The 25,998-nt window shown below is 69.4% G+C and carries 22 protein-coding genes; 4 read left to right on the forward strand and 18 right to left on the reverse strand.

Annotated features, from left to right (window positions below):
• The first annotated feature begins 55 nt into the window (after positions 1–55).
• Positions 56–1,255: an aminotransferase class I/II-fold pyridoxal phosphate-dependent enzyme gene (locus LRF89_RS04065; RefSeq protein WP_201172034.1), complete on the forward strand. Its 1,200-nt coding sequence runs from the start codon at positions 56–58 to the stop codon at positions 1,253–1,255.
• A gap of 95 nt (positions 1,256–1,350) precedes the next feature.
• On the opposite strand, the gene sufT is transcribed toward LRF89_RS04065, so the two are convergent.
• On the reverse strand, positions 1,351–1,902 hold the full coding sequence (gene sufT, locus LRF89_RS04070) for a putative Fe-S cluster assembly protein SufT (RefSeq protein WP_201172022.1): 552 nt from the start codon (positions 1,900–1,902) through the stop codon (positions 1,351–1,353).
• Positions 1,903–2,043: 141 nt separating this feature from the next.
• On the opposite strand from sufT, the gene LRF89_RS04075 reads away from it, so the two are divergent.
• Entirely contained in the window at positions 2,044–2,799 is a 756-nt protein-coding gene (locus LRF89_RS04075) for a DUF3429 family protein (RefSeq protein WP_201172020.1), read from the forward strand.
• Between the two features lie 18 nt (positions 2,800–2,817).
• Here LRF89_RS04075 and LRF89_RS04080 read toward each other — a convergent pair whose 3' ends face one another.
• Positions 2,818–4,377, reverse strand: a complete 1,560-nt coding sequence (locus LRF89_RS04080) for a bifunctional GNAT family N-acetyltransferase/carbon-nitrogen hydrolase family protein (RefSeq protein WP_201172018.1) — start codon at positions 4,375–4,377, stop codon at positions 2,818–2,820.
• A gap of 85 nt (positions 4,378–4,462) precedes the next feature.
• Here LRF89_RS04080 and tamA point away from each other — a divergent pair, with 85 nt between their 5' ends.
• Together tamA and LRF89_RS04090 are read left to right on the forward strand one after the other, a co-directional pair.
• On the forward strand, positions 4,463–6,199 hold the full coding sequence (tamA, locus tag LRF89_RS04085; RefSeq protein WP_238636661.1) for an autotransporter assembly complex protein TamA: 1,737 nt from the start codon (positions 4,463–4,465) through the stop codon (positions 6,197–6,199).
• Positions 6,196–9,720: a translocation/assembly module TamB domain-containing protein gene (locus LRF89_RS04090; protein ID WP_201172014.1), complete on the forward strand. Its 3,525-nt coding sequence runs from the start codon at positions 6,196–6,198 to the stop codon at positions 9,718–9,720. The genes tamA and LRF89_RS04090 overlap by 4 nt, the downstream gene beginning before the upstream one ends.
• Before the next feature lie 15 nt (positions 9,721–9,735).
• On the opposite strand, the gene LRF89_RS04095 is transcribed toward LRF89_RS04090, so the two are convergent.
• The 16 genes from LRF89_RS04095 to dsrB form a co-directional block, all read right to left on the reverse strand.
• Complete coding sequence (locus LRF89_RS04095; protein ID WP_201172010.1) at positions 9,736–11,496, reverse strand: SulP family inorganic anion transporter; 1,761 nt, start codon at positions 11,494–11,496, stop codon at positions 9,736–9,738.
• Positions 11,486–12,751, reverse strand: coding sequence for a YeeE/YedE family protein (locus tag LRF89_RS04100; protein WP_238632803.1), 1,266 nt, complete (start codon positions 12,749–12,751; stop codon positions 11,486–11,488). Before LRF89_RS04100 ends, LRF89_RS04095 begins: the two co-directional genes overlap by 11 nt.
• A gap of 174 nt (positions 12,752–12,925) precedes the next feature.
• On the reverse strand, positions 12,926–13,582 hold the full coding sequence (locus tag LRF89_RS04105; RefSeq protein WP_201172005.1) for a response regulator: 657 nt from the start codon (positions 13,580–13,582) through the stop codon (positions 12,926–12,928).
• Positions 13,560–14,987: a GAF domain-containing sensor histidine kinase gene (locus LRF89_RS04110; RefSeq protein ID WP_201172002.1), complete on the reverse strand. Its 1,428-nt coding sequence runs from the start codon at positions 14,985–14,987 to the stop codon at positions 13,560–13,562. The genes LRF89_RS04105 and LRF89_RS04110 overlap by 23 nt, the downstream gene beginning before the upstream one ends.
• 181 nt (positions 14,988–15,168) lie before the next feature.
• Positions 15,169–16,569: a cobyrinate a,c-diamide synthase gene (locus LRF89_RS04115; RefSeq protein WP_238636635.1), complete on the reverse strand. Its 1,401-nt coding sequence runs from the start codon at positions 16,567–16,569 to the stop codon at positions 15,169–15,171.
• A gap of 8 nt (positions 16,570–16,577) precedes the next feature.
• On the reverse strand, positions 16,578–17,831 hold the full coding sequence (nrfD, locus tag LRF89_RS04120; protein WP_201171984.1) for an NrfD/PsrC family molybdoenzyme membrane anchor subunit: 1,254 nt from the start codon (positions 17,829–17,831) through the stop codon (positions 16,578–16,580).
• Between the two features lie 13 nt (positions 17,832–17,844).
• Positions 17,845–18,582, reverse strand: a complete 738-nt coding sequence (dsrO, locus tag LRF89_RS04125) for a sulfate reduction electron transfer complex DsrMKJOP subunit DsrO (RefSeq protein WP_201171969.1) — start codon at positions 18,580–18,582, stop codon at positions 17,845–17,847.
• The gene (locus tag LRF89_RS04130; protein ID WP_201171966.1) at positions 18,572–18,988 is read right to left on the reverse strand and encodes a sulfur reduction protein DsrJ; all 417 of its coding nucleotides are present in this window, start codon (positions 18,986–18,988) and stop codon (positions 18,572–18,574) included. Before LRF89_RS04130 ends, dsrO begins: the two co-directional genes overlap by 11 nt.
• 12 nt (positions 18,989–19,000) lie before the next feature.
• Positions 19,001–20,944 (reverse strand): NAD(P)-binding protein, encoded by a 1,944-nt coding sequence (locus LRF89_RS04135; protein WP_238636636.1) that lies wholly within the window; start codon positions 20,942–20,944, stop codon positions 19,001–19,003.
• Between the two features lie 48 nt (positions 20,945–20,992).
• Entirely contained in the window at positions 20,993–22,546 is a 1,554-nt protein-coding gene (gene dsrK, locus LRF89_RS04140; protein WP_201171960.1) for a sulfate reduction electron transfer complex DsrMKJOP subunit DsrK, read from the reverse strand.
• Between the two features lie 7 nt (positions 22,547–22,553).
• The gene (locus tag LRF89_RS04145) at positions 22,554–23,300 is read right to left on the reverse strand and encodes a respiratory nitrate reductase subunit gamma (protein ID WP_201171957.1); all 747 of its coding nucleotides are present in this window, start codon (positions 23,298–23,300) and stop codon (positions 22,554–22,556) included.
• Positions 23,301–23,349: 49 nt separating this feature from the next.
• A complete protein-coding gene (locus LRF89_RS04150; protein ID WP_011814742.1) occupies positions 23,350–23,682 on the reverse strand; it encodes a TusE/DsrC/DsvC family sulfur relay protein in 333 nt (110 codons plus the stop codon).
• Between the two features lie 66 nt (positions 23,683–23,748).
• Complete coding sequence (gene tusB / locus LRF89_RS04155; protein ID WP_201171954.1) at positions 23,749–24,048, reverse strand: sulfurtransferase complex subunit TusB; 300 nt, start codon at positions 24,046–24,048, stop codon at positions 23,749–23,751.
• Between the two features lie 11 nt (positions 24,049–24,059).
• Positions 24,060–24,440 (reverse strand): sulfurtransferase complex subunit TusC, encoded by a 381-nt coding sequence (gene tusC, locus LRF89_RS04160; RefSeq protein ID WP_201172551.1) that lies wholly within the window; start codon positions 24,438–24,440, stop codon positions 24,060–24,062.
• Between the two features lie 49 nt (positions 24,441–24,489).
• Positions 24,490–24,849 carry a sulfurtransferase complex subunit TusD gene (gene tusD, locus LRF89_RS04165; protein WP_201171952.1) on the reverse strand — a complete coding sequence of 120 codons (360 nt, stop codon included), beginning with the start codon at positions 24,847–24,849 and terminating at the stop codon, positions 24,490–24,492.
• Between the two features lie 13 nt (positions 24,850–24,862).
• A complete protein-coding gene (gene dsrB, locus LRF89_RS04170) occupies positions 24,863–25,951 on the reverse strand; it encodes a dissimilatory-type sulfite reductase subunit beta (RefSeq protein ID WP_201171949.1) in 1,089 nt (362 codons plus the stop codon).
• Positions 25,952–25,998: the final 47 nt, after the last annotated feature.

Genomic DNA, 25,998 nt, shown 5'->3' on the forward strand with positions numbered 1-25,998 from the left:
TGGCGAAGCAGCCGCCACCCGCGAGTCCAGTGCGAAGAAACGCAGGGAGCGTGCCGTGGCCTATCCCGACGATATCGATCCCGACGACGAGCGCGAGCCGGTATGGAGCCCTTCGATCCGGGCCCTGCCCATCCCCGGCATCCGCAAGATGGTGAACATGGCGGCCGAGATGGACGACGTGATCCACCTGTCCATCGGCCAGCCCGATTTCCCCATGCCGGAGCACGTGGTCGAGGCGCATATCCAGGCCCTGCGGGACGGCAAGACCGGCTACACCATGGATGCCGGCCTGCCGCAGATGCTCGAGGCCGTGGCGGAGTACTACAGCGAGCGCTACGATCGCCCGCTGGCCCCGGAGAACGTGCTCATCACCACCGGCGCCACCGAGGCGATGTACCTGGCGATCGCCGCCACGGCGGCGCCGGGGCGGCAGTTCCTCGTCCCGGATCCGACCTTCCCCCTCTACGCCCCCCTGATCCGCATGAACGGCGCGGAGGTCAAGCCGATCCCCACCCGGGCGGAGCACGGTCATCAGATCGATCCGCAGGAGGTGATCGACAACATCGGCATGCGCACCTTCGGCATCATCCTCAACTCGCCGAGCAACCCCACCGGCACGGTCTACCCGCGGGAGACCGTCGAGGCCATCGTCCAGGAGGCCGCCTACCGCGGGGTCTACGTCTTCAGTGACGAGGTCTACGATCACCTGGTGCTCGACGAGATGGAGTATCCGAGTGTGCTGCGCTGCACCTCGGACCTAGACCACGTCATGGCGGTCTCCAGCCTGTCGAAGACCTTCAGCATGGCCGGTCTGCGCATCGGTTGGCTGATCTCCAGCCAGGGGGCGATCAAGAAGCTCCAGCGCTTCCACATCTTCACCACCACGGTCGCCAACACGCCGGCCCAGTGGGCCGGGGTTGCCGCCCTCAAGGGGGGGATGGCGTGCGTCGACGAGATGCTCGACGCTTACCGTCAGCGTCGTGACCGCATTGTGGAGCTGGTCAGCAACACCCCGCATATGACCAGCTATCGGCCGCAGGGGGCGTTCTACATCTTCCCGTCGCTGCCGCCGAACACCGACGCCACCAATCTGGCCACGCGAATGCTCAAAGAGACCGGCGTGTGCGTGGTCCCCGGCGATGCCTTCGGTGACAGCTGCCCGAATTCGCTGCGCATCAGCTACGCGGCCTCCATGGACGATATCGAGCGTGCCTTCGATCGCATCATCCCTTGGATGGAGAAGCAGGGCTTCTGATCGCGGCCGGATGTCCGCGCCCCCGGGGGGGGGCCCCCCCCCCCGCCCCCCCCCGCGGGGGGCCCCCCCCCCGGGGGCGGCGCCAGTGTCTGCGACTACATCAGGCCGACCTGCAGCTTGGCGGCCTCGGACATCATCTCCTTGCTCCACGGCGGCGTGAAGACGAGGTTCACCTGGGCCTCGGCGACGGTGGGCACCATCTGCACCTTGACCCGGACGTCGTGGGCGAGGATGTCGCCCATGCCGCAGCCTGGCGCGGTGAGGGTCATGTCGATGTCCACATGGCGCTGCCCGTGCTCGTCCTTGTGGATGTCGCAGCGGTAGATCAGCCCGAGGTCGACCACGTTGACCGGGATCTCCGGGTCGTAGCAGGTGGCCATCTGTTCCCAGATCAGCCGCTCCACGTCCTCGTCGCCGGCGCCTTCCGGGAGTTCCGGGGGCTGGGGTGGTTCCTTGCCGATGGCGTCGGCGTTGGCGCCGTCGATGCGGAACAGGTAGCCCTGCAGGTAGATGGTGTAGCTCCCGCCGAGGGCCTGTGTCAGCACCCCTTCTGCGCCGGCGGGGATGATGCCGGTGTCCCCGGCGGGGATGACCACGGCTTCGCAGTCGCGCTGGAAGGTGATGGGTTCGCCCTTGGGTGCGTACATGGCTCGGATCCCCGGGTTTGCTGAACGGTGTGGCGGACGGGTTCATGCTAGCAAAAGTGGACTTTCAGAGTCCGCATGTCCGGCGACGGTGCCGCGCCGGATCCCCTACACTGGGGGCGCGATGCAACCGGAGGAGCTGGCATGACAGATGACGGCACGATACGGCAGGGCGGCGGCGATCCCGCATTGGCCCGTGAGCTGAGTTCGGCGACGGTGGTCATCTTCCGCTCGGGGTTGACCGATACCCGTTCGGTGGTGCGGGCGCTGCACCGCAGCGGGGTGGATTACCGGGAGGTCGAGATGCCCATGGGATCGGCGCAGATGCGCGACCGATTCCACCAGCTCCAGGAGATGACCGGCTGGCGGAGCCTGCCCCAGATCTTCGTCCACGGCGCCTTCGTCGGCGGTCCCGATGAGCTCCTCGAGCATCCGGTGGTCGGCGGTGACACCGCAGCGTCGGCACGGGCCGAGCGCCCGGGCCGTGCGCTGGGTTATGCCGGGCTGATCCCGTTCGTGGTCGGCCTGCTGGTGGCCGCCGCCGCTCCCGCGGGGGTCCACGAGCAGGCGGTGGCCGCCACCCTGGCCTACGGCGCCGCCATCCTGGCGTTCCTCGGCGGGGTCCACTGGGGGGTGGCGCTGCTGCGGGACCAGCGCCCCTGGCCGGTCATGACAGTCGGTGTCCTGCCGGCGCTGGTCGGCTGGCTGGGTGCCGGGCTCGGGGTTGTTGCCGCCCCTGCCGCCGGGGCACTGCTGCTGGCCGCCGGGTTCGCCGCCTGGTACGGCTACGAGCGCCTCGCCGATCCGGGGACCGGCTTCCCGCCTTGGTACCGCCAGCTCCGCGGGCGGCTCACCGCCGTGGTCTGCGCTGTACTCGTGCTGCTGGCGCTGATCGCCTGATTTCCGGGGCCGGGCCGATCAGTCCCGGCCCAGCCACTGGATGCGGTAGAGGTCCAGGCGGCGGTCCTTGTAGTTGCGGACGGATCCCTCGTTGCGGATCTCGGTGAGCTTGTCCAGGTCCAGGTCGACGATCAGGGTCATCTCCGTGTTCGGCGTCGTCTCCGCCACGATGGCGTCGTGGGGGAAGGCGAAGTCCGCCGGCGAGAACACGGCCGACTGTGAATACTGGATGTCGATGTTCTCGACCTTGGGCAGGTTGCCGACGGATCCGGTGATCGCCACGTAGCACTCGTTCTCGATGGCCCGGGCCTGGGCGCAGCGGCGCACGCGCAGGTAGCCGGTCTGCGTGTCCACCCAGTACGGCACGAAGAGGATGCGCGCCCCTTTCTGGTTGAGGATTCGCGGCAGTTCCGGGAACTCGGAGTCGTAGCAGACCAGGATGCCGATCTTGCCGATGTCGGTCTCGAAGACCTTGAGCTCGTCGCCGCCGCGCACGCCCCAGTAGGAGCGTTCGTCGGGGGTGATGTGCAGCTTGTGCTGCTCGTCGGTGGTGCCGTCGCGCCGGCACAGGTAGGAGACGTTGTAGAGCGACTGCTCCTGGTAGACCGGCATCGAGCCGGCGATGATGTTGATGTTGTAGGAGACGGCCAGACGCGACATCTCATCGACGATCTCGTCGGTGTACTGCGCCAGTCCGCGGATGGCCTCGGCCGGGTTCTCCTGGTTGAATAGTGACAGCAACGGGCCGTTGAAGAACTCCGGGAACAGGGCGAAATCGGCGTTGTAGCCGGCCAGGGCGTCCACGAAGAACTCGACTTGGTCGATCAGTTCATCGACCGAGCTCATCGGGCGCATCTGCCACTGCACGGTGCCAACCCGGACCACGGCCTTGCGCCGCGTGATCAGCGGCTGCTCCTTGGGCTCGTAGAAGATGTTGTTCCACTGCACCAGGGTGGCGTAGGCGTGCGAGTCGCGGTCCGACGGCAGGTAGTCGGTGATGATCCGCCGCACGTGGAAGTCGTTGGCGAGCTGGAAGGAGAGGATCGGATCGTGGATCTCGCGGCGCTTGACCAGCTCGATGTACTCCTCGGGCGACATCTCGTCGGCGTGCCGGGTGTAGCCGGGAATGCGCCCGCCGGCGACGATGCCGCGCAGGTTCAGGCGCCGGCACAGCTCCTTGCGCGCGTCGTAGAGCCGACGGCCGAGGCGCATGGCGCGGTACTCCGGATCGACGAAGATGTCCACGCCGTAGAGGACGTCGCCGTTGGGGTCGTGGGTGGTCAGGTAGCCCCCGCCGGTGATCTCCTCGTAGGTGTGCTTGTCGCCAAAACGGCCGTAGTCCACGATGAGCGTGATGGCGCCGGCAACCACACGACCATTGTCCTCGATGCAGATCTGCCCCTCCGGGAAGCGGTTGATCTGCGCGGCGAACTGCTCCCGGGACCACGCCCCGTCCATATCGGGATACACTTGGTCCATGATGCGCGCGACATCGTCATAGTCCTCGAGGACCATGTTGCGCAGGCGCAGGTGGTGCTCATCCTGTTCCGTCCGTTCCGTTTCCGGCTCTTCTTGCATGGACCTCGTGATCCCCTCTTCTGATCGGCCAAGGCGCTCCCGGGGGGGCGCAGCCCCCGAGTATACAAGCCTGTGCCGGCCCTTGGTGACCCCCCCGGTCTGGCTGCCGGTCGTGCTCTTGCTGATCCTGCTGGCACTGCCCGGGCGTCCGGCCCAAGCCGGGGTGGAGGTGGTCATCGAGGGGGTCAGCGGCGAGTTGGCCGATCAGGTGCGCGGCCATATCGGCGAACCGGCATCCGCCGACCCCGCGGTTGTTGCCGCCTTCCGCCGGCGGGCCCCGGAGCGGGCCGAGCGCGGACTGCAGGCCGTGGGCTATTACGACTCGCAGGTCCAGGTGCGTCGCGAGCGGATCGACGAAGAGCAGGTGCGGCTGACCGTGCTGGTGGATCCGGGTGAGCCGGTCCGCCTGAGCCGTGTGCACGTGCTAATCACCGGGCCGGCGGGGACGGATCCGGCCTTCGCCGGGATCGAGCAGCGGCTCGGCCTCGCCGAGGGGGATGTCCTCCACCACGGGCGCTACGAGGCGGCGCGCCGGGCGATCCAGAACCTCGCGCTGGATCGGGGGTACTTCGATGGCCGCTACGTCACCCGCCGGGTCGAGGTGGACCCGGAGGCCCGCGAGGCCGAGGTGATCCTGCATTACCACAGCGGCATACGGTACCGCTTCGGAGTGGTGCAGTTCGCCGAAGCCCCCCTGGCCGAAGAGTTCCTGCAGCGCCTGGTCCCCTTCGAGCGCGGCGAGCCGTACACCGCCGAGCAGGTGGCGGCCTTCAACCGCCAGCTGCTCGACAGCGGCTATTTCTCCGACGTGCGCGTTCGCCCGCAGCGCGATGGCGCGGACGAGGGCGAGGTGCCGGTAGACGTGGACCTCTCGACCCGGGCCCGGCATGAGATCACCACCGGGGTGGGCTACACCACGGACCTCGGTGCCCGTATTCGTCTGGGTTGGCGCCGGCCCTGGGTTAACCAGTGGGGTCACTCCCTGGCGGTGGAAAGCGAGATCGCCCAGCGCCGGCAGAACCTGAGCGGCACCTATACGGTGCCGCTGCGCGACCCCCTGCGCACCCAGCTGGAATACCAGCTTGGGGTCCAGGCCCAGGACGTGGCGGACATCGATACCGAGCAGATCACCGCCTCCGTTCAGCACCGGCATCGGCTGGAGAGTGGCTGGCAGCAGGTCCTGTCCCTGCGCGCCCAGCGCGAGCGATACCGCATCGATGACGACCGGCGCACGACGCAGCTCTACATCCCGGGCGTCAGCTGGAGCCGGGTGCGCAGCCGCGGCGGGCTCGATCCGCGCTGGGGCGACCGGCAGCTGCTGGCCCTGGAGGTGGCGGACCCCGATCTGGCCTCGGACATTGAGCTGCGCCGTGTGCGTGCCGCCACCCGCTGGGTGCGCACGCTGGGCGAGCGGCACCGTTTCCTCGTCCGTGGTGAAGTCGGTGCGCTGGCCACGGATTCATTCGCGGATGTACCGCCGTCGCTGCGCTTTTACGCCGGTGGTGATCAGAGCGTGCGCGGCTACAAGTACCAGACGCTGGGGCCGGAGGAGGACGGCACGGTGATCGGCGGGCGTTACCTGGCCGTAGGCAGTGTCGAATACGGTTACCAGCTTACGCCCAACTGGCGCCCGGCGGTCTTTCTCGACAGCGGCAATGCCTACGCCGACTGGGACAACCTCGGCAGCGAAGCGAAAACCGGGGCCGGTTTCGGTATCCGTTGGTCGTCGCCGGTGGGGCCGGTCCGTCTCGATCTCGCCTCGACGGTGGGGGAGGCGGATGACTCCTGGCGTCTCCACTTTTCCATGGGGTCGGACCTGTGATCACTCTGCGTCGCCTGTTCAAGCTTTCCGGCACGATCCTTCTGGCGGTGCTCGGCCTGCTTTTGCTGGCGCTTGCCTGGCTGCTGATGACCACCTCGGGGGCGCGCCTGGCCGCCGCCGTGGCCGAGTCGGTGGAGCCGCGGCTGGAGCTGCGGGTCACCGGCGGCAACCTCGCGCGGGGCGTTGAAGTGGCGGACGTGGGCTGGCGCGATGAACGGGTCGACGTCGCCGTGACGAGCGCGGCCCTGGTCTGGCAGCCGCAGCGCCTGCTTGCCGGTGAGGCGCGGGTCGATTCCCTGCGGGTCAGTGGGGTCGAGGTGACCGTGGCCGAGGGAGAGGAGCCGCCGGTCCAAGCCGACCCGGAGGCCCGGGACGAGCCGCTGACCCTGCCCCGCATCGAGCTGCCCCTCGCCGTCGACGTCGAGAAACTGCTGGTCGAGCAGGTGACCCTGACCTTCGGTGATGCCCCGGCGCAGCGGATCAAGCGTCTGGAGACCGCGTGGACGGCTGTCGGCACCGAGTGGCGCATCCATCGGTTGCTGGTCGAGCGGGACGACGCCCGGGTGGAGCTGGAGGGCTCGCTGCATACCGCCGAGAGCTATCCGCTGTCCCTGTTTGTGCGCGGCACAGCGGCAGCCCCCGGGCTGCCGGAACGTCTCCGTTTCGCCTCGCGGTTCGGCGGCAGCGTGGCGGCGTTGCGGGTGACCAGCACCCTGGCTGGGCCGGTCAGCGGCGCGATCGATCTGGATATCCAGCCGCTCGATCCGCAGCTGCCTCTGCGGATCGAGACCGAGGATCTGGATGGCGGCTGGCCCCTGGATACCCGGGGGGTCGTGGCCGCCGAAGGGCTGAACCTGACTGCCGAGGGGGATCTCGACGGCCTGCGCGGCACCCTGGACACCGATCTGACCGGTGAGCACGTGCCCCGCGGGTACTGGCGCAGCCGGTTCGAGGTTGATGCCGAGGGGGCGCGTCTTACCGATTTGCGGGGTGAGCTGCTCGGCGGCGAGCTCGAAGGGCAGGCGCGGCTCGGCTGGGACGCCGACGGGGTGCGTTGGGACGTGACCGCCGAGGCTGTCGCCTTGGATCCGTCGCTGGAATGGCCGCAGGCCCCGCAAGGGGTGAGCGGACCGCTCAGCGTCCGCGGTCAGGCCGGCGGGGAGGGGTGGGCGTTGACCATCGATACCCCCGGCCTGAGTGGCGAGCTGCACGGGCGCGCGGTGGCCGTCCGCGGCCGTGGCGAGCACACCCTGGACGAGGTCTGGCGCCTGAGCGGCATCGAGGCGCGGGTCGATGGTGGGGAGGTCTTGCTGGACGGTGCCCTGGCGGAGACCTGGGATGTAGAGCTACGCGCCCGGCTGTCTGATCTCGGCGCGCTGGACGAGCGTCTGGGCGGCGCCCTGGAGGCCCATGCACGGGTGCGCGGCGCCCCCGACGCCCTGGATATCGAAAGTGCCGGCCGTGGGCGCGGGCTGCGCTACGACGCCTACCACATCGATGCCCTGGACTGGCAGGCCGATGTCCCGGCGCTGGCGCAGCAGCCGGGCGATGCCGTCGTGCAGGCCCGAGGTATCGAGCTGCCCCAGGGGGGAGTCGACGAACTCGAGATGCGCGCCACCGGCAGCCGCGCCGCCCACCACTTAGGGGTGCGCCTGCACGCCCCCGAGGGGCAGGGCCACCTGGGGGTGGCCGGGGGCTGGCAACCGGAATTCGGGTGGAGTGGTCTGCTCGTGGACGCCGGCGGCGAGTTCCGCGACCACCGGGTTCGCCTGGATGCCCCCTTCCCGATGCGCTATGCCGACGAGGAGCTTGAACTTGGGGCGCAGTGCTGGCGTTACCGGGACGCGCGCCTGCAGCTGCCCGACGGTGTGCGCGCTGGCCCCGAGGGGGCCGACCTGCGATTCCTCCTCGAGGGCTTCGACCTGGCCTGGGTAGAGCCTTGGCTCCCCGCCGGGGTTGACTGGGAGGGCGGCCTGTCCGGGGACGGCGCGGTCCGCTGGACCCCGGAGGAGGGTGTGGACGCCCGGGTCCGGGCGGAAAGCCTCGATGGGCGCCTGGCCCTGACGCTACACGACGAATTCGACGATGGGGATCCGGTGATTCGCGACGTCGATTATCAGCGCCTGGCTGTCCAGGGGCGCTATAGCCCTGACGAGGCGGAGGCCCAGCTCGACTTTGAGGCCGCCGATGCGGGCAATGCGGCGCTCCGGGTCCGCGGCGATCCGCGTGCGGACGGTGAGGCCGTTGCCGGCGAACTGAGGGTCGACGGCCTGCGCGTGGGCTTCTTCCGGCCCCTTGTGCCCGATCTCAGCGAACTGGCCGGTGAGGTCAATGCTCGGGCGCAGCTCACCGGTACACGCAGCGATCCGCGGTTGGCCGGGCGGGTCGAGCTGCGGGATGGCATCGTAGCGGCGCCGCAGTCCGCCAGCCGTGTGGAGGACTTGGGGCTGTGGGTCGCTTTCGACGGCGATCAGGCCGATATCGGCGGCGGCTTCCGGGTCGGCGACGGCCAGGCGCGGATCCAGGGGGACGCCGCCTGGAACGGGGATGACTGGCGCGTGGACCTGGGCCTGGACGGGGACGAGCTATGGGCGGACGTGCCCCCGTTCGCCGAGTTGGCGGTCAGTCCGCGGCTGAACCTGGCAGTGCGCCCGGGCCAGGTGCGCGTTGGTGGACAGGTGCAGGTGCCGCGGGGCGCCATCGCCATACGCGAGCTTCCGGACCGGGCGGTAGGGCATTCGCGCGATGTGGTGGTGGTTCGCCGCGACGAAGAGGCGCCGGCGCTGACCGACGCCATGCCCGAAGGCTGGCAGGTAGAGGGGGATGTGGAGCTGGCCCTCGGCGATGCGGTCACCCTTGCCGCCTTCGGGGTGCGCGGGCGCCTCGGCGGGGCCTTGCGTGTGCTCCAGCAGCCGGATGGATCCACCGAGGCTTACGGCGAGCTGCGCGTCGAGGATGGCGAGTACCGTGCCTACGGGCAGCGCTTGGCCATCCGGCGGGGGCTGGTGCTGTTTGCTGGTCCGCTGGATCGGCCGCAGCTCGATATCGAGGCTGTGCGGCGGATCGAGCGTGACCGGGTAACGGCCGGCATCCGCGTCGGCGGCTTTGCTGACGAGCCCCAGGTCACGCTGTTCAGCGAGCCGACCATGTCCCAGGAGAACGCCCTGTCCTACCTGATCCGGGGGCGGCCGATGGGGGCCGAGGGCCCTGGGACCGACGAAATGCTCGCCTCGGCGGCCCTGGCCCTCGGGCTTTACGGTGGCGCCGGCGTGGTCACCGCGGCGGCCGAGCAGGTGGGTATACGCGATTTCGACATCGACACTGCCGGCGAGGGCGAGGACGCCCAAGTGGTGCTCTCCGGGTACATCACTCCGCGGCTCTACGTCGCGTACGGGGTGGCCGTGTTCAGCCCGGTGAATACCGTGACCCTGCGCTACTACCTGACCTGGCAGCTTTACCTCGAGGCGGTCAGCGGTGAGGATAGCGCCCTCGACCTGATGTACCGTTTCGATATCGACTGAGGTGACGGGGCGCCATCAGACTGCGGCGCCCCGTTGCGGTGCCAGGGGGCACCGGGCTGGATCGAAGGTCGGGTCATCGATCCGCTGGTGGATGGCCTCGATGGCGTCGTCCTCGTGGCGGAAGATGTTCTCCGCGCCGATCTCGGTCTCCAGCCCGGCGCGCTGCATCACCTCCCGGACCTGAAGCTTGACCCCGGCCAGCACCAGGGTCACGCCATTGTCGTCAAGCCGCTCCCGCAGCCCGTGCAGGCTCTCCACCCCGGAGGAGTCGATGGAGGTGATGCCGTCGGCGACGAGCAGCAGGAAGCGCGCCTGCGGGTGCTCGTTGTTGATCTGCAGCACCGTGTCCTCTAGGTGGCCGACATTGGCGAAATAGAGTGGCCCGTCGAAGCGCAGCGCCGCGATGTGCTCGCTCTCGGGCAGGTCGAAAAAGCGTGCGTCGCGCAGCGCTCCGTCCTCCGGGTGGCGCGAGAGGATAACCACCCGTGGGCGCATGGTGCGCAGCAGGTAGAGCACGATCGCCAGCCCGGCGCCGAGGAGGATGCCGTAGTCGAGGTGGGGGGCAAAGATCAGGGTCCCGCCGAAGGTCACCAGCGCGGCGATACCGTCATGGCGGTGGGTGTGCCAGGTCTGTACCAGGGCCCGGATGTTCACCAGTCCGATCACCGCCATGATGATGATCGCCGCCAGGATTGCCTCGGGCAGGTGGTGGAGCAGCGGGGTGAGGAAAAGCAGGGTCAGGCCCACCAGCGCCGCCGTGAAGACCGAGGCCAGGCCGCTGCGGGCTCCGCTGTCGTGGTTCACCGCGCTGCGCGAGAACGAGCCGCTGACCGGGAAGGCCTGGAAAACGCTGGCGGTGAGGTTGGACAGCCCCTGGCCGACCAGCTCCTGATTGGGATCGATGCGGTCGCGGGTACGCGTCGCCAGGGCCTTGGCGATGGAGATCGCCTCCATGAAGGCGACCAGGGCGATCACCGCCGCCGTGCCGAGCAGGGTGACCACCAGGTCCCAGCTCAGCTCGGGCAGCGCGGGCGCGGGCAGGCCCTCGGGCACCGTACCCACCACGGCCCCGCCGAGGTCTTCAAACCCCACCAGGTAGCTCACCGGCACGCCGACGGCCACTGCCAGCAGGACGCCGGGGATCCGCGGCAGCCAGCGCCGGGCGGCGAGCATCAGAGCCAGCGCGCCGAGCCCCATAGCCAGCGTGGGCAGATGAGCATTCTCCAGCCGACCGAGGACGTCGGCGAAGGCCACCAGCATTCCGGCGTCGCGGTCCAAGGGAACGCCGAGCAGGTCGTTGACCTGGGACAGGGCGATGACGATGGCAGCGGCGTTGGTGAAGCCCAGGATGACCGGGTGGGCGAGAAAGTTCACCAGAGTGCCCAGGGAGAAGAGTCCGAGCACCAGTTGGATCACGCCGACCAGGAAGGCGAGGGCGATAGCCAGGGTGATGAACTCGCCGCTGCCCGGCTCGGCCAGCGGGGTCAGTGCCGAGGCCGTTAGCAGGGCCACTACAGCGACCGGGCCGGTAGCCAGCTGCGGCGAGGAGCCCCATACGGCTGCGACGATCACCGGCAGGAAGGCAGCGTACAGGCCGTAGTAGGGCGGCATACCGGCCAGCGCCGCATACGCCATGGACTGGGGGATGAGCACCAGCGCCACGGCGATGCCGGCGATCAGGTCGGCCCGGATGCTCGCCGGGGTTGGACGGGGCCACTCGCGACAGGGGATCAGGCGGCGGGCGGGGGCCCACCGCCCGCTGCCGTCAAAGCGCATCGAGTTGCCTCAGCGATGCCGGTAACAGGCGCAGGTCCACCAAGCCGGTGACCAAGGCCTTGCCGAAGGTCGCCTCGTCTTCGTAGAGGAGCTTGTAGTACTGGACCTTCATGGTTAGGGCACTGCCCAGGATCAGTCCGCCCAGGGCCAGCGGTGCGCTCAGGGCCAGAGTGGACATGCCGGTGATGCCCTGGCCGAAGGTGCACCCCATTGCCAGGGGGCCGCCGATGCCCATGAGGACGCCACCGCTGAGGTGGCGGTTGAAGTCCTGGCGGTCGGCGAACCACTCAAAGCGGAAGCTGCGGCTGATCAGGGCCCAAAGGAAAGAGCCGAGGATTACGCCGCCGATGACCATCACGCCCACGGTGACCAGTGCCGGATCGAAGCCGCTGGCGGTGTATTCGGTGCTCTGCACCAGCGGACCAACGAAGTTGACCCCCTGCGGTGCCAGCCAGCGGGTGCTCTCCGGGCGGCCGGTGTCGGTGTCGGGGTGGTGGAAGTCCCAGTCTGTGGCGTAGGTCTGCAGGGTATCCCGCTGACCCATCTCGTCGGCCACGTAGACGTTGCTGGTCACCGTCCAGACCGCGACGATGCAGGCGCCGATGATCAGGGCCCCGGAGACGGCGTTGCGGTCCCGGCGGAAGCCGGTCACCCGCAGCACGGCGTAGAGCAGGGCGCCGCCGATGAACAGGGCCAGGAGCGGCCGCACCCAGTGCCCCGCCTCGCCGGCGATGAGGCTGCCCAGGTCCTGGCCGTGGCTGTGGGACAGGGCCGTCGCCTGGACCCATCCGAAGAGCAGATCGCGCAGCGAGGCGTCGACCAGCGGCAGGGGATTGACCATGAAAAAGGCCACCGTGCCCAGGATCGCGGCCACGAATAGCGACTTGAGGTTGCCGGCGCCGATGCGCACCACGGTCTTGTTGCCGCAGCCGCTGCCCAGGGTCATGCCGATGCCGAAGAGCAGGCCGCCGACGAGGTAGCCGGCCCAGGCGAAGTCGGCGCTGCGATATGGTGGCATGCTCTCGTCGGCATTGATCAGCCCCAGTGGCTCGAGCAGCCCCACGCCGAGGATCGCCACGGCGATGATCAGGATCCACATGCGCATCCGCTGCCAGTCCTGCATGTTCACGATGTCGGAGACGGCGCCCATCGTGCAGAAGTTGCTCTTGTTGACGACGGCACCGAGGACCACCGCGATGGCGAAGACGGTGCCGAGCATCGTCCAGTGCGCTGCGATAAAGGAATCGAAGACCATAACTGTGCGACCCTTCAGCGTCGGTTCAGGAGGGCAGCCCGGCGGCGCCGGGCGGTCTGCGTCTCTGCCCGGCACATTCTTCAGCGTGCAAGCGTTGCCCGGAATATCCCAAACGGGGGACTGCAGTCGCTGAACGGCCCCCCGCGCGGGGGAGAGGGTAGCCGAGGTGGCGTCTCAGGTGGTGGGGCGACGGGTCAGCCCGAAGTCCACGGCCTTGATAGCCGCCTCAACCCGGGAGTGGACGCCGAGCTTGCGCAGCACCGATTTGACATGAAGCTTGACGGTCCCGTCGGAGATTCCCAGGTGCCGGGCGATGACCTTGTTGCTCTCGCCGGCGGCCAGGCGTTCGAGGATGTCCCGTTCCCTCGGGGTGAGGCCGGCGAAGGGGTCCGGCGGGGTGTCGTCGGCTCGCTGATCAGGCGGCTGCCCCAGGGCCCGCGCCAGGGTGTCGGTCAGTTGGGGCGCCACGGCGATCTTACCGTCGGTGGCCTGGTGCAAGGCGGAGATCAGGTAATCGGGGTCGTTGTGTTTGAGCAGGTACCCCTGCGCCCCGGCGCGCAGGCAGTCGAACAAGTCGCGCTCCTCCTCGCTGCCGGTGAGCATCACCACCGGCAGCCCGGGGTGCTGATCGTGGATCCGCCGCAGGACCGTCAGCCCGTCCTGTCCGGGCATGCGCAGATCGAGCAGCACCAGATCGGGTCCGAACGAAGCCACCAGGGCGAGCACGTCGTCCTGGCCGGAGCCGCTCGCGGTGGTCAGCCCCTGGGCGTTGAGCAGCTCCTGCAGCGCGGCGCGGAAGAGCTGATGATCATCGACAAGCAGGATACGCATGGTCGTTGAACCCCGCTTGGTGAAGGCTCTTGGTGGTCCACGTCAGGCGCTGCGGCTGCGGCAGGCGCAGATGGATGGCAGTGCCCTGGCCCGGCTCGCTCTCCACGCTCAGGATCGCCCCCAGGTGCCGGGCGCGCTCGCGCATCCCCCGCAGGCCGTGTCCGCGGGGCTGGGTCGGGTCCGAATCGGGTACCTCGTCCACCACGAAGCCGCCGCCGTCGTCCTCGATCAGCAGGCAGAGGTCACCGCCGGGGGTCTCCAGCTGCAGGCGGACATTGCGGGCGCCGCCGTGGTGCCAGGCGTTGGACAGGGCTTCCTCGACAATGCGGTGGATGTGCAGCTGCTCGCGCTCGCCGAGGGCCAGCTCCGGCCAGCGGTGGATCAGTCGGACCTCGATGCCGCTGTCCCGGCTGAACCGGTTGACCAGTCGGCTCAGGGCCGTCTCCAGCGGCGTGCCCAACGCCTGCGTGCGGAACTGCTGCATCACCGTCCGGACCTGGTCGTTGGTGTGGTCGAGCCGGGTGCGCAGATCCTCCAGCGGGGCGAGCAGGGCCTCGGTGTCGGCTCCGCTGCTGACCCGTTCCTCCAGCTGCCGGACCCGCAGGCGCAGCGTGGCCACCTCCTGGGCGACCGTGTCGTGTAGTTCGTGGGCGAGGAGGTTGCGCTCCTCCTGCAGCGCGCTGTGATGGGTGCGGTACTCTTCGCGGATCCGGGCGATGGCCGCGCCGAGCTGACGGCCGATCCACTCCAGCATGCGCGGCGGGTGCATCCAGCGCTGTGCTTCGTGCGGTTCGAAGTACAGGTTGTAGATGCCAACGCCGTTGCCGCCCGGATCGAGAATCGGTACCGCCAGCATGGCCAGCTGTGGTCGGTTCGGCAGCGGGTTGCAGCCGCTGCGCCGGATGCACTGACGCAGGTCGCCGCGGAACTGCACAGCGGTGCGTTCTCCGGCGATGGCGCAGGGGCAGCCCTCCGCCGGCTGACGACGCTCGGCGTCGATGAAGCCGGCGTTGAGTCCGTTGGCCTCGACCAGGCGCAGATAACCCTGCTCGTCGAAGAGGCGCACGGCGGCCGCGGCGGCCCCCGTCTGCTCGATGAGTCGTGCCAGGCCGTGCTCGAGCAGTTCATCGAGGTCGCGGGCCTGCGCCGCCACTACGCCCAGGGCGCTGAGCAGGTGCAGGGCTTCCTGCTCGGTGGCTGAGGATGCGGAGGCATGCGGCGTATCGGGGTAGTGTGTGGGGGTCGGGAGGGTCCGCAACCGGCGCAGCGGCCGCCAGCGGCTGGAGCCGCCGGGTCCCTCGTGGAATCCATGCCCGTGGGGCTCCCGTGCGTTGGGGGGCTCGATAGTGCGCGCCGCCCGTTGCCGGCGCAGGCCGGTTGGGTCCGCATCTCTCCCGGCGTACATGTCTCCTCCTGACGTTCAACCGGGGGCCCTTTGGAACGTAAGTCCTTGTTTTTATTAGGGCCGTTGCTGTTTTTTTCGCCGCAGAAAGTCCGCGGCTATCTGCCTCATATATTCAGACTATATTCATCAGCACGTCCGGAATAAAGGGGGGGAAGGCGAAAAAATTGATCTGACGCAAACGTCACCCTGGGGCGGCGCATGCTGCACCGGACCGCTGCGCGCGGACGAAGTCCACGAAGCGCTCGGCCCATGGCGTGGCCCACGTATGGCGCAGGTGGGCGTACGAGGCCAGGGTGTTGCCGGTGACCAGGCCGTCCCGGCCCCCGCCCAGGCCCTGGCCGCGATCAACGAGGTAGGCGCACGGCAGTTCCTGTGGCAGAGGCGCGCGGAGTCGGGAGTAATGGAATTCGTGGGCCGGGATCCCGGCCGTCCCGGCCCCCGGGTTCCACGGGGCCTGCGGCGAGGCGTGCAGCGTCATGTATCCGTGCCCCTGGGGCCGGTCGGTCATCTCGGCGTCCACCGGGAAAACACCAGCCATGGCGTGATAGCCATCGTGGGTGTGGAGCTGCCGGCACAGGTAGAGCAGTCCGCCACACTCGGCGTAGATGGGCAGTCCCGCCGCCGCAAGCCGGGCAACCGCTCGCCTCATGGCCTGGTTGGCGGCGAGTTCGGCGGCGTGACGCTCAGGGAATCCGCCACCGAGGATGAGCCCGTCGAGCGCTGGAAGGCGCATGTCGGAGATCAGGTCGATCCAGTGAAGCCGGGCACCGGCCCGTTCGAGGGCCTCCAGGTCCCCAGGGTAGTAGAAGTTGAACGCCCGGTCGTGGGCGATCCCGATGTCCACATCCGCCGCCCGCCCCAGGGTCGCGGGTCGGGCTGGGGCTGGTAGTGGCGGGGCCGTCGCCGCCAGAGCCTGTAGGCCGTCAAGATCGAGGTGCGTCTCGGCCCGGTCGGCCCAGCGATCGATCACCCGCTGGGCCTGCGCCTGCTCCGCCGCCGGGATCAGCCCCAGATACGGGGCGTCGATGTGCAGCGTGCGGTCGTCGGGAACGGCCCCGAACACGGGCAGATCGGTGTAGGTCTCCAGGGCCTGGCGTAGCTTGCGTTCGTGGCGGGAGCCGCCGACGCGGTTGAGGATCACCCCGGCGACCGGGGCCTGCGGGTCGAAGCCGGCGTGGCCGAGGACCGTGGGGGCGATCCCGCGGGTCATGCCCCGGGTGTCGACGATGAGCACGATCGGTGCCTGCAGCTCTGCGGCCAGTGCGGCGTTGCTGTCCCGGCCGCCGGGGTCGACGCCATCGTGCAGGCCCTTGTTGCCCTCGATCAGCGCCAGGCTGTCGCCGGCCCCGGCCACCTCGGCGCGGATCTCGTCGCGCGCCATGGTGTGGTGGTCGAGGTTGCGGCACGGGTGGCCGCTGGCCAGCGTCAGCCAGCCGGGGTCGATATAGTCCGGCCCGCGCTTGTAGGGTCGCACCCCGACCCCCTGGCGGATCAGGGCTGCGGCCAGGCCGACGCTCAGGGAGGTCTTGCCGGAGCCCTTGTGCAGGGCCGAGAGGTAGAGCCTGGCTGGGTGTCCGGTCATGCCGCGGGTCACTGGCCCGGCTCGGGGGTTGCCCGGGTTTCGGAGTCGGCTGCTGGCGGGTCTTCCGCCGCCGTTCGCTCCTCCGGGGGGTGCACCGCTGCCAGGGGCAGCGCGCGCAGCGCCAGCAGGAGGATGAGCAGGGCCAGCCCGGGGCCGGCCAAGCTCAGCAGGGCCTCCCAGGCGCTGGGGAGGTAGGAGGCAGCCTCCCCGTCGAAGACGGCGCCCTGGACCTCGCGCCCCGGAAAGATCTGCAGCGGAAAGGCCTGGGCACCGACGATCATCACGAAAAGATGGGCGAACCCGCCGATCAGGGCAACCCCCGAGGCCCAGGCGAGGGCCTGACCACGAGCGCGGGCCGCCTTCCGCAGCAGGAGGAGAGTGGGCGTGATGATGCCGACGGCGACTGCCCCGAGCCAGAACACGATCGGGTAGACGCCGCCGTCGACGAGGAGGAAACGGGCAATGTCCCTATGGCCCGGCTGGTAGGCAAGGGTCACGAAGTGCAGCGCCAGCAGGGTGGCCAGGGCCAGCAGTGCGACGAGCAGGATGCTGCCGAGCCGCTCCGTGGCCCGGGGCGGCGGCGCCTGGCCCTGGGCGCGCAGCACCGCCAGCCAGATCAGGGAGAGGGCCGCCGTGCCCAGGGTGAGTGCGGCGGCGAGGAAAAGCGGCATCATGATGGCGCCGCCGTAGACCGGACGGGCGGCGAGCATGGCGAAGATCGAGCCGACGTTCAGCGCCAGCAGGACCGCTACCACCGCGGCCAGGGCGCCGGCGGTCACCGTGTAGCGACGCATGCGCGGCTCGATCAGGGTGGCCAGGTAGAGCAGGGCGACGGCCAGAAACGCCGTGTACAGGAAGAGGTTGCGGCTGAAGCTCGACATCAGGTTGAGTTCCAGCGGCGGAAGGATGCGCTGCGGGCTGCCCAGATCCAGGCTGAGGACCGCCAGCCCGCCGACCAGCAGTGCCGCCGCGGACGCCGTGCCCAGGCGGGCCCACGGCTCGCCGGATTGCCCCAGGGCGCCGGGGGCCAGTGCCGCCAGGGCGAAGGCCCCGGCGCCAGCGAGGATCAGGCCGATGGCGACGACGTGTGGCCACCCCCAGACCACCTGCTGGCCCATGCCGGTCAGGTGGTGGCCGGCCACGATGAGATAGAGGCCTGTTGCCGCCCCGATCAGCGCCAGCACGCCGGCGCCAGCCATGGCGGCAGCCCAGCGCAGCGGGTGGCGCGTGCCCAGGTGTTGATAGCGAATCCGTGTCGCCATGACTGATGCTCCCTCAGGACAGTCCGTGGTAGCGCACGCCGGCATCCAGCGCCAGGTCCGGGCGCAGAGATTCGGCGCTGCGCTCGCGCAGGGCGTGGCGTATCTCGCTGTCGGGGTCGTTGAGATCGCCGAAGACGAGGGCCGCGTGCCCCGCCTCGGCGCAGCGTGCCACGCAGGCCGGGGCCTCGCCCCGGTCGATGCGGTGGACGCAGAGGGTGCATGACTCCACGGTACCCTTGCCCCGTGGGTGGTTGGGCGAGCGTTCGTCGACCGGCGCATGGACGAAGGCGCGGGCGTGGAAGGGGCAGGCCACCATGCAGTAGCGACAGCCGATGCAGCGATGCTTGTCGACCAACACGATGCCGTCGGCGCGCCGGAACGAGGCCCGTGTGGGGCAGACACTGACGCAGGGCGGTTCGGCGCAGTGCTGGCACATCACCGGCGCAGAGTGGCCGGGACCGTCTGCCTCGGCTGGCTGCAGGTCCACCTTGCGGATCCAGTGGATGTCGCCGCCCGCGTTGTCGGCGGCGGGCCAGCCGTTCTCCTCGCGGCAGGCGTCCACGCAGGCCCGGCAATCCCGGCGGCAGCGGTTGGTATCCACCAGCAGTCCCCAGCGGGCCCCGGCATCGGCCCCGCCATCCGGGTGTGCCTGGACTAGGAAAAGCCCGGGGGCGAGCGCGGCGCCGGCAAGCGCCGCGGCGCTGCCGAGCAGCCGCCGGCGGCTGATGCCGCCCGGATCCCTATCGCTCATCGTGCCCCTCCGTGTCGTCGCTGCTGTGGCATTGGAAGCACGCCATCTCCACGGCGGTGTACTCGTGGCAGCTGGTGCAGAAGGCCATCTCCGGGACGCCCTGCGCCTGCTGCTCGGCAGGGGTGGCGTGGCAGTTCACGCACCCCTGCAGGCTCTTGTCGGCGTCTCGCCGGCCCTCGCGCACTGACTCATCCTTGTGCGCCCGGAGCAGGTCCATGTGCTCGCGGCGCATGGTGCCGGCATCGTCGTGGATGCAAGCGTCGCCCCGGGGCTCGGGACGGTCGGCGAGGGCTGACGGCTCGCCACCGTTGCCGGGCAGGCCGCCGATGGCCAGGGCAAGGCCGGTGGCCACCAGCACCAGTGCGGCCCCGGAGCCGATCCACGCCAGTCGATGTCTCCGCCGCATGGCCGGTTCCCCCTACTCGCCCAAGCCCATCTCGATGTACCCCGTGGGGCAGACGTCTCGGCAGATGTGGCAGCCCACGCAGCGGCTGTAGTCGGTCTGCACGTAGCGGCCGATGGCCCGCTCAGTTTTGGGCACGCGCTGCACGGCGGTCTGTGGGCAGTAGACGAGGCAGTTGTCGCACTCGAAGCAGAGCCCACAGCTCATGCACCGGCGAGCCTCGCCAACGGCCGTCTCGGCGGGCAGCGGCTGGATGCGTTCGCTGAAGTCGCCGATCACGCCTTCCGGGTCGATGGCTCGGCGTTCGCGCTCGGGGCGTTCCCCGGGGGTGAAGTGGCCGAGGTAGAGCCGGTCGTGGCGAATCACCTCGTGGGTGGCGCGGTCCTCGAAGTTGTGGATGGCGAAGCCGCTCGTATCGGTGCCGCGCACCGCTGCCGGCTCATAGGGTTCCGGTTCGCGGTCTGCCCGCCGCAGCGCGTCGAGCAGTCGGAAATGGTGGGCATTGACCTTGGGCGGCCGGGACGGCTCGCGGCCCTGGAGGTAGGCGTCGATGCCCTGCACTGCCGTGGCCGCCTGGCCGATGGCTGTGGTCAGCAGGTGCGGCTGGATGATGTCGCCGGCGACGAAGTGGCCCGGACGGCCGCTGAGCTGGTAGGACTGGTCCGCATCCATGAATCCGTGGCCGTTATCCAGCGCCTCGAGCCCCTCGAGGTTGCCCCGCTGGCCGATGGCGGCGATGACCAGGTCGGTTTCGACCCGGAACTCCGTGCCTTCGATCGGGTGCGGGGTGTTGCCCTCCATGCGGCACTCGGCGAAGCGCACCGCGCAGGCGCGGCCGTCGGCGTCGCGCTCGACGACCAGGGGCATCACCCCGTCGCGGATGGTCACCCCCTCGCGCAGCGCGTCCTCGATCTCCTGCTCCGAGGCGGCCATCTCCTCACGGGGAAACAGGGAGGTGAGAACCACCTCCGCTCCCTCGCGGATCGCCAGGTTGGCGGCGTCGTGGGCGGTGTAACCGAGCACGGCGTGCTCCGGCCGGTCCTCGTCGGGCAGCTCGGCACTGTAGCCCAGGCGTCGGGCCACGGAGGCCACATCGATGGAGGTGTCGCCGCCGCCGATGACCAGGATCCGGTCGCTGACCGCACCTAGACGGCCCTCGTTGAAGGCGCGCAGGAACTCGACGCCGGTCAGGCAGTTGGACGCCTCGTCCCAGCCGTCTACCGGCAGGGGACGCCCCTCGTGGGTGCCCACGGCCCAGAGTACGGCGTCGTAGTTGCTTTCGAGCTGTTCAAGGGTGACCTGCTCGCCGACCCGGTAGCCGGTGCGGACGTTGACGCCGAGGTCGAGGATGCGCTGGATCTCGGTGTCGACGACCTCGCGCGGAACGCGGTAGCCGGGGATCCCGTAGCGCATCATGCCGCCGAGCTCTGGCTGCGCCTCGAACAGGGTGCAGCGGTGGCCGCGCTTGCGCAGCTGGTAGGCGGCGGACAGCCCTGCCGGGCCACCGCCAATGACGGCCACGTGGTGCCCGGTGTCCGCTCCGGGCTCGCCGAGGTCCAGGCCGTGATCGCGGGCGTAGTCGCCGATCGTGTGCTCGATGGCGTTGATGGCGATGTGGTCGTCGACGACCCGCCGGTTGCAACCCTGCTGGCAGGGCGCGGGGCAGACGCGCCCCATCACCGCGGGGAAGGGGTTGGCGGCGGCCAGGCGGCGGAAGGCGAGCGCCTGCCAGGCCTCGCCTTCGGCGGGTTTCTCCAGGCCGCGGGCGGCGTGCAGCCAGCCGCGGATCTCTTCGCCGGCCGGGCAGTTGGCCTGGCACGGCGGTGTGCGGTGGACGTACGTCGGGCATTTATGGGACGTGTCCGCCTTGAAGATCTGCTCGCGCCAGGCGCGCTGCCGGTCGTCGCCGTCGCGGTAGCGACGGAACGTAAAGGGGATCTCTTCCGCGTGGGTCGCCATGACTCTCTCCCTCGTTATTCGGCCGGGGCCCGCGGGCCCAGCGCCGGCTTAAGCCTCGCTGCGGTCCAGCCGCACCGCGTTGCCCACCACCTCGTGGAGGCTGATGACGGTCTCGCGCGGGATGTCGTAATACGGCAGGACCTTGCTGAACTGGGCCTTGCAGATGGCGCAGATGGCCACCATGCGGTCGACCCCGTGCTCGTCCATGGTCTCGCGCAGTGCGGAGACGCGGGGCTGCGCGCCCTTGACGCGCAGCTCCATGAGTTCATCGGTGAGCAGCCCGCCCCCGCCGCCGCAGCAGAAGGTCTCGTCGCCGATGGTGGCGTCGGCCATGTCCCGGAAGTTGTGCACGCTGGCGCGCAGCAGACGGCGGGGGATCTCCAGCTGCCCCCCGGGGCGCTGACCCATGCGGGAGGCCCGGGCGACGTTGCAGGAGTCGTGGAAGGTGACGCCGCCGTAGTGGCTGTTGGCCTCCGGGTCGAGGCGGATGGCGCCGCTGTCTACCAGGTCCTGGGTCAGCTCGCAGATGTGCTGCGGTACCGGGTAGCGCGGATCGAGCTGGCGCTGTAGCGCCCGCGCGTAGGTGTCGTCGGCATCCGCCCCGCGGCCGATGCCAGCCAGGGTGTTCCAGAAGCTGTACGCAACGCGCCAGGCGTGGCCGCACTCGCCGACCACGATGCGTTTGACACCCAGGTCCACGGCGGCCTTGCGGATGCGCTCGGCGATCTGCTTCATCTGCTCGTAGCTGCCGATGAACATGCCGAAGTTGGCCGCCTCCGAGGCGTAGGAACTCAGCGTCCAGGAGAGGCCGGCCTGGTGAAGGACCTTCGCGTAGCCCATCAGGCCGTCGACGTGGGGCTCGGCGAAGAAGTCCGCCGACGGTGTGACCAGGAGGATGTCCGCGCCCTCCTGATCGAGCGGGATGCGGATGTCGTGACCGGTGTCGTCCTTGAGATCCTCCTCCAGGCCCTCGAGGGTGTCCTCGAGGGCTGGGCCGGGGAGGCCGAGGTTGTTGCCGACCTTGTGGACCTTGCCGATGATCTCGTTGGTGTACTTCTGGCCGAAGCCGGCGGCGTCGAGGATCTCCCGGGCCGCCATGGAGATCTCCGCGGTGTCGATGCCGTAGGGGCAGAAGACCGAGCAGCGCCGGCACTGCGAGCACTGATGGAAGTAGGTGAACCACGCCTCCATGACCTCGCGGGTGAGCTCGCGGCCGCGGACCAGACCCGGGAAGTTGCGGCCGGCCGCCGTGAAGTGGCGGCGGTAGACATCGCGCATCAGGTCCTGGCGTGCCACTGGCATATTCCGCGGATCGGTGGTGCCCAGGTAGAAGTGGCATTTGTCGGTGCAGGCACCGCAGCGCACGCAGGCGTCCATGTAGACGCGCAGCGAGCGGTTGCGCTCGAGCAGGGTCTCCATGCGCGCCAGGGCGCGCTCCTGCCAGTCCTCCGGGATCTCGCCCGGGAAGCCGAGCGCCTCCTGGTGATCGCTGCTTGCCGGGTGCGGGCGCACGTGCCCGGTCGCCTCGTTCTCCATGCGCGGCGGGCCGTTGGCCTCGGGGTCCGCGGCAAGGGGCGGCACTTGGAAGGGATCCTGGCTCACGGCATCCTCACTCGTGCGGTTGGTGGGTGGCTTCCTGCTCCAGGGCGCGTGCCCACGGGGCGGTATGCCGGCGCTCCCGCGGGTTGTCCGGCTGATTGCGGGTGGGGCTGAAGAACACCCCGGCGGCGTGCAGCAGCTTGCTGAACGGGAAGACCATCATCAGCAGGGCGACCAGCGCCAGGTGGAGGAGCAGGAGCGGTTCGGTCGGCAGCGGCTGCCAGTCGAACTGCATCAGGCCGATGAAGAACGCCTTCACCGCCACGATATCGGTGGGCTGGAAGTGCTGCAGGCCCAGCCCGGTGAAGCCGATGGCCAGCAACAGGGCCAGGGCGGCGTGATCGGAGGGGGTGCTGATGTGGCGCACCCGCTCGATCCACAGGCGCCGCAGCCACAGGCCGATCAGGGCTGCCGCGAGAACGTAGGCGGCATACAGCCCGAGCGGCTGGATCCAGACCAGCCATTGCGGCACCGGATCGAGGAAGTAGCGCAGGTGGCGCAGGATGACCAGCAGCAGGGCCACGTGGAAGGCCCAGCTGAGCAGCCAGAGCAGCTTCTCGCCGCGGAAGAGGCTGCGGAAGGCCACCACCTCGCCGGTCACGCGCAGGGCGGCGCCGCCCCGGGAAGTCGGGGCGGGCGTGGTGGGGATGCGCAGCGGCGCTGGCGTGCGGGCGTAGAGGTAGACCCGCGCCGCCAGGCCGAGCACCAGCACCACGGTGGCGGTGTAGAACAGCACGGCAAAGGTTGCTGTCAGCACGGTACTCGCTCTCCCTGTCGCTCCCCGGGGCGGCGCTGTTGCCGTGGGCCTAGACGCAGCCGGTGGGCTTGGGCAGGCCGGCGTAGCGGCAGGCCTGCTTGGCCGGGCCGTAAGGAAAGAGTTCGTAGAGGTATTTGCTGTTGCCCTTCTCCGGGCCCAGGCGCTTGCCGATCTGCTTGGTCAGCACCCGCACCGCTGGTGCGATCTGGTACTCGTCGTAGTACTCGCGCAGGAAGTTGATGACCTCCCAGTGCTGCTCGGTCAGCTCCTGGCCATCTTCCTGCGCCATGATCTCGGCCACCTCGGGGCTCCAGAGGCTCAGGTCCTCGATGTAGCCTTCCTCGTCGGTGGGGATGGTGGTGCCGTTGACCTGGATTGCCATGGTTCGCTCTCCTCTTCTGCGGTCGTCTCTCTTCTCGTGGAGCCGGTGCGGCCGTGCCTCCGGTGCTCAGAGCCAGGCCTGGTGCGGCCCGTGCTCGGCGACCAGTTGCACGAAGCCGGTGTAATCGACCACCTCGATACCCTCGGCGATCTGCTCGGGGTCGATGCCGCGGGCCTCCAGATCGGGGCCGAGGACGTAGACCCGCCCGTCGCGGGCCGGGGTGTCGAGCTTGCCGGCCGCGTCACTGCGTGCCACGGCGGCGTAGACCCCGTCCTCGATCAGCAGCAGACGCTCGTTGCCGAGATGGGCCAGGCAGGCGTCGAGGTTGGGGGTCTGCCAGGGGGATTTGTTGACGGTGTGCAGCACGACGATTCCTCCTAGAACGACAGCACGACATCCTGGTCGGCCATCAGCGCGCCCATGCGCGCCCGATCGACGACTTCGACGGGGACGATCAGGTCCGCTTCCGTGAGCCCTCGCTCGTCGAGGGACTCGCGCTCGACGTAAAGCTTCTCGATGTCGTAGTCCTCCAGGGCGCGGAAGGTGGGTGCGAAGTTCTTCATGTCGATGGCCTTCGCGTTCTGCCCCTGGCGCAGCTGGAAGACCCCGTCGTCCAGGAACGCCAGGCTGACGTCCTGGTCGAAGGCGGCGGCGATCAGCACGACCTCCAGTGCCTCCAGGGCGTAGATGCTCCCGTGCGGCGCCTTGCGGTTCATGAACATGAACCGCTTGATATCGCCTTCCTGTTCCAGATCCATTGCCTCGCTCACGGTCTCGCCTCCTGTCGAATTGCCTGCGCCGGCGTCGCTAGTCGCCGAAGGTCACCAGCCGGTCCGCCTGGATGCCCACCTCGACCAGTTGACCGAGCCCGGAGATGCGGAAGCCCGGGGCCAGGATCTCGTCCTTGATGCCGCGACGCAGGGCGGCAGCGACGCAGACCACCAGATCGGTGTGATGGCGCTCGGCGAGCTCGGACCAGCGTCGGACCATGTTGCGGTCGTCCTGCTGCGGCTCCTGGAGCCGGTTGGCGTTGTGCACCCCGTCCATGTAGAAAAAGACGCGGGGCACCTCGTGGCCCTGTTCCAAGGCTGCGACGGCGAACTGGTAGGCGCTGTCCGATGCCTGGTGCTGGTACGGCCCCTCGTTGACCAGGATTCCGAATTGCATGGGTCCTCCTTGCCTAGAAGCGCAGATGGGCCGAGGCGTTGAGCTTGTGCCGCGAGCCCTGCCAGTTCTCGATGTGGTGCTTGGTGAAGGGCAGGCCGGTGAGCTCGAAGAAGCGCTTCCAGCCAATGCGCTCGATCCACTCGCCGACGCGTTCGTAGTCCCGAGCGTTGTCGCGGTAGGTGTAGAGGATCTTCTTCACGTGCTCGGCGACCTCGGGCCAGCGCGGCGGGTTGTTGGGCAGGCCGGCCACCACCAGCTTGTGGAACGTCGGCACGCCGCGGGCGTTGGAGTGGTTGCCGCCCACCCAGATAGCCAGGCGCGAGTGCTCCGGGTCGTTGATCTGCATCGGCGGGCAGGGCGGGTAGCAGGCGCCGCAGGCGACGCACTTGCTCTCGTCCACCTCCAGCGAGGGTTTGCCGTCGACCACCGCCGGGCGGATGGCGGCCACCGGGCAGCGGGCCACCACCGAGGGGCGCTCGCAGACCTGTCCGACCAGGTCGTGCTGGATCTTCGGCGGCTTGGTGTGCTGGATGTTGATGGCGATATCGCCCTGGCCGCCGCAGTTGATCTGGCAGCACGAGGTGGTGATGTGCACGCGGTTGGGCATCTCCTCGCGGACGAACTCCTGGTGCAGTTCGTCCATGAGCGCCTTGACCACGCCGGAGGCGTCGGTGGCGGGGATGTCGCAGTGCAGCCAGCCCTGGGTGTGCGAGATCATGGTCACCGACGGGCCGGTGCCGCCCACCGGGAAACCGGCGCCGCGTAGGGCGTCGATCAGCGGCTGGACCTTCTCTTCGCGGTCGACGGTGATCTCGGCGTTGGAGCGGATGGTGAAGCGCAGGTAGCCGTCGGCGTATTCGTCGGCGATGTCGCAGAGCTTACGCACCGTGGCCAGGTCCATCTGCCGCTGGGTGCCGGCGCGCACCGTCCAGACCTCCTCGCCGGTCTCCGAGACGTGGTGGAGCACGCCCGGCTGCGGCCGGTCGTGGTGGCGCCACAGCCCGAAGTTGCGGCGCAGCGTGGCGTGCATGTGCGGGAACGGATCCGGGGTCCCGCTCTCGACGGGGGACCGCGGTTGGTTGGTGGTGCTTGCTTCAGCCATGATTCGCTCTTCCTCCGCTGCTGAGCGCCCGGGGCGTTGACGCGTGC

The organism is Halorhodospira sp. 9621, assembly GCF_022228055.1.
Classification (GTDB): Bacteria; Pseudomonadota; Gammaproteobacteria; order Nitrococcales; family Halorhodospiraceae; genus Halorhodospira; species Halorhodospira halophila_A.

Bases quoted from the DNA above. Each gene is read 5' to 3' on its own strand.
- LRF89_RS04135 (WP_238636636.1), bottom strand. From the start codon at position 20,944: ATGGCGACCCACGCGGAAGAGATCCCCTTTACGTTCCGTCGCTACCGC.
- nrfD (WP_201171984.1), bottom strand. From the start codon at position 17,831: ATGGCGACACGGATTCGCTATCAACACCTGGGCACGCGCCACCCGCTG.
- dsrB (WP_201171949.1), bottom strand. From the start codon at position 25,951: ATGGCTGAAGCAAGCACCACCAACCAACCGCGGTCCCCCGTCGAGAGC.
- tusC (WP_201172551.1), bottom strand. From the start codon at position 24,440: ATGGATCTGGAACAGGAAGGCGATATCAAGCGGTTCATGTTCATGAAC.
- dsrO (WP_201171969.1), bottom strand. From the start codon at position 18,582: ATGAGCGATAGGGATCCGGGCGGCATCAGCCGCCGGCGGCTGCTCGGC.
- LRF89_RS04150 (WP_011814742.1), bottom strand. From the start codon at position 23,682: ATGGCAATCCAGGTCAACGGCACCACCATCCCCACCGACGAGGAAGGC.
- LRF89_RS04110 (WP_201172002.1), bottom strand. From the start codon at position 14,987: ATGTACGCCGGGAGAGATGCGGACCCAACCGGCCTGCGCCGGCAACGG.
- LRF89_RS04115 (WP_238636635.1), bottom strand. From the start codon at position 16,569: ATGACCGGACACCCAGCCAGGCTCTACCTCTCGGCCCTGCACAAGGGC.
- LRF89_RS04075 (WP_201172020.1), top strand. From the start codon at position 2,044: ATGACAGATGACGGCACGATACGGCAGGGCGGCGGCGATCCCGCATTG.
- LRF89_RS04130 (WP_201171966.1), bottom strand. From the start codon at position 18,988: ATGCGGCGGAGACATCGACTGGCGTGGATCGGCTCCGGGGCCGCACTG.
- LRF89_RS04105 (WP_201172005.1), bottom strand. From the start codon at position 13,582: ATGCGTATCCTGCTTGTCGATGATCATCAGCTCTTCCGCGCCGCGCTG.
- LRF89_RS04095 (WP_201172010.1), bottom strand. From the start codon at position 11,496: ATGCGCTTTGACGGCAGCGGGCGGTGGGCCCCCGCCCGCCGCCTGATC.
- LRF89_RS04080 (WP_201172018.1), bottom strand. From the start codon at position 4,377: ATGCAAGAAGAGCCGGAAACGGAACGGACGGAACAGGATGAGCACCAC.
- LRF89_RS04100 (WP_238632803.1), bottom strand. From the start codon at position 12,751: ATGGTCTTCGATTCCTTTATCGCAGCGCACTGGACGATGCTCGGCACC.
- tusD (WP_201171952.1), bottom strand. From the start codon at position 24,849: ATGCAATTCGGAATCCTGGTCAACGAGGGGCCGTACCAGCACCAGGCA.
- sufT (WP_201172022.1), bottom strand. From the start codon at position 1,902: ATGTACGCACCCAAGGGCGAACCCATCACCTTCCAGCGCGACTGCGAA.